This window comes from Bradyrhizobium sp. STM 3809 (assembly GCF_000239795.1).
GTDB lineage: Bacteria > Pseudomonadota > Alphaproteobacteria > Rhizobiales > Xanthobacteraceae > Bradyrhizobium.
Map to the genome: position 1 here is coordinate 1 of NZ_CAFJ01000528.1, position 1,790 is coordinate 1,790.

The following is a 1,790-nucleotide window of genomic DNA, read 5'->3' on the forward strand; positions in this document are numbered from 1 at the left end:
ATGATGCCGTAGGGGAAGGCGTAGCTCCACGAGCCCATCAGCACCGGACGGATCACCTCCAGCGTGAAATAGGCGAAGATCGCAAAGCCGAAGGCCACCGGCACGTGGTAGCCGATCGCGAGCTTGCGGCAGATCTCGACCTCGCGCAGCGCCCAGGAGACGAACGCGCCGAGCGCGCACACCGTGATGAGCTGCCAGAAGCCGCCCTCGGTCAGTGGCGCGAACGACAATCCGTATTTGGCGTCGGGCGGATTGATGCTGATCTGCCAGAGATTCCACGTCGGCCCGAGCGCTGTCGCGTAGAGGATCAGCGCCACGCCGACGAAGGTGAAGAAGATCGTCGTCACGCCGAAGAAGCCGACGTAGAACGGTCCGACCCAGAAATCGAAGAGATCGCCGCCGATCAACGTGCCGCCGCGGACGCGGTATTTTCGTTCAAAGCTGAGCATTGCCATCGGTCCTGCCTCCGCTGCCCGTCGCTCGATATGCTACGTGTCGTATCGCGAGGTCGTGAACTCGTGGAGCCCCAGATGAGTTGGAGCTCGCGAGATTTGAAAGCGTGGAAATTTGGGAAGCGGGCAAGCGGGGTCTGCCGCCCAGCCTACGCCCGCCTCCCATTGTTGGAGCCGAAGCTCTAGGTGAGCTTCACCGGCGTGACCGGAGCGGAGATCGACGACGTCTTCGCCGCGCGAGGTCCTTCCAGCCAGTTGAAGCGGTTCGTGCTGAGCAGGATGAAGTGAATCACCAATGCCAGCCCGAACAGAAACACGCCGAGAGCCACGAGAACCCTGCGGGGATCGAACAGCAACCACAAGCGCCACATAGTTTTCTCCTTTCGATCAGGTCAGGTAGGAGAGCGCGAGCGTGGCGTAGTGGGTTGCCCCATCCAGCGCCGCCTTGTAGCCCGTCGGCCCCGGCAGCCAGGGACGCCACATCCAGGCGAGAATGTGGGCGACGATCGCAACCGCCGTGAAGACCACAAAGCTCGTCATGAAGATGCTATGGAATTCCCTAGCCTCCGCTTCGGTCAGCCCCGACAGAGAGCCTCCCTTGTTTGGTTCCACCATAGTAGTACCTCCTGGTGTTGGCCTTTCGGCCGGATGCCGCTCACCGAGATGAGCGGCGTCGAAGCGCCATCCCGTTGCCGGGATGACATCCGCGCGGCGAGCCGCGCGAATTCCTTGCAAGACCCGGGGCCTGAACTCACGACCCCGACGCTCGAAACCTGTCGGGACCTCACAGCCCCATGAACGACGAGGTCGCGCAGTTCGCCGCCTTGATCCGCGCCTCGCCGAAGATCGCGCCGAGCGGCGCAGGCCGGTGGCCGGTGATCAGCGAGCCGATCCGGCGCAGCACGCCTTCGACCATCAGCACGGCGAAGCACACCGCGTAGACCAGGAGATATTCGATGCGCTCGCGCGATCTCGGCGCGACGTCACGATCCATGCGTTCGTATAACGACATCGTCCTCTCCCTCTCCGCTATCCCCGCGCCTACGCCGCCTGGCCCGTTGCGAGCCGTGACCGCGCCTGCGCGAGAATGTCCTCCGTCACCGTGTCGAGCCCGGCCTGGCGCGCGCCGCGCTCGGCGGCGTCGCGCAGCCGCTTGGCTGCGGAGATCCGCACCAGCACCGGCTGAGTCTCGATGATCTGATCCAGCGCGAGCTTCGCGCCGTCGTCCCAGGGCAGTTCGCGCTCGAGCCGCGCCGGCGTTGCCGCGATCTGGTCCAGTTGCGTGGCGAGCGGCAGGATGTTGAACAGCGCATCGAACAGCGCGTTGCAGACCTCCTG

General features: G+C 64.5%; 4 protein-coding genes and 1 pseudogene. All 5 read right to left on the bottom strand.

The features are described 5' to 3' along the window. The coding region (locus BRAS3809_RS24355; RefSeq protein ID WP_035658154.1) for a photosynthetic reaction center subunit L at positions 1 to 455 on the bottom strand (455 nt) is incomplete at its 3' end. 179 nt (positions 456 to 634) lie between these two features. Continuing rightward, entirely contained in the window at positions 635 to 823 is a 189-nt protein-coding gene (gene pufA / locus BRAS3809_RS24360) for a light-harvesting antenna LH1, alpha subunit (protein WP_006615514.1), read from the bottom strand. A 16-nt stretch (positions 824 to 839) separates the two neighbouring features. Continuing rightward, positions 840 to 1,067, bottom strand: coding sequence for a light-harvesting antenna LH1, beta subunit (gene pufB, locus BRAS3809_RS24365; RefSeq protein ID WP_008964695.1), 228 nt, complete (start codon positions 1,065 to 1,067; stop codon positions 840 to 842). A 169-nt stretch (positions 1,068 to 1,236) separates the two neighbouring features. Continuing rightward, positions 1,237 to 1,464, bottom strand: coding sequence for a hypothetical protein (locus BRAS3809_RS24370; protein WP_008964696.1), 228 nt, complete (start codon positions 1,462 to 1,464; stop codon positions 1,237 to 1,239). A gap of 29 nt (positions 1,465 to 1,493) precedes the next feature. After that, positions 1,494 to 1,790, bottom strand: a pseudogene (locus BRAS3809_RS24375) (chlorophyllide a reductase subunit Z); the annotation flags it as partial.

Excerpts from the sequence above, each read along its gene's own strand:
- pufB (WP_008964695.1), bottom strand. The coding sequence starts at position 1,067 with ATGGTGGAACCAAACAAGGGAGGCTCTCTGTCGGGGCTGACCGAAGCG.
- BRAS3809_RS24370 (WP_008964696.1), bottom strand. The coding sequence starts at position 1,464 with ATGTCGTTATACGAACGCATGGATCGTGACGTCGCGCCGAGATCGCGC.
- pufA (WP_006615514.1), bottom strand. The coding sequence starts at position 823 with ATGTGGCGCTTGTGGTTGCTGTTCGATCCCCGCAGGGTTCTCGTGGCT.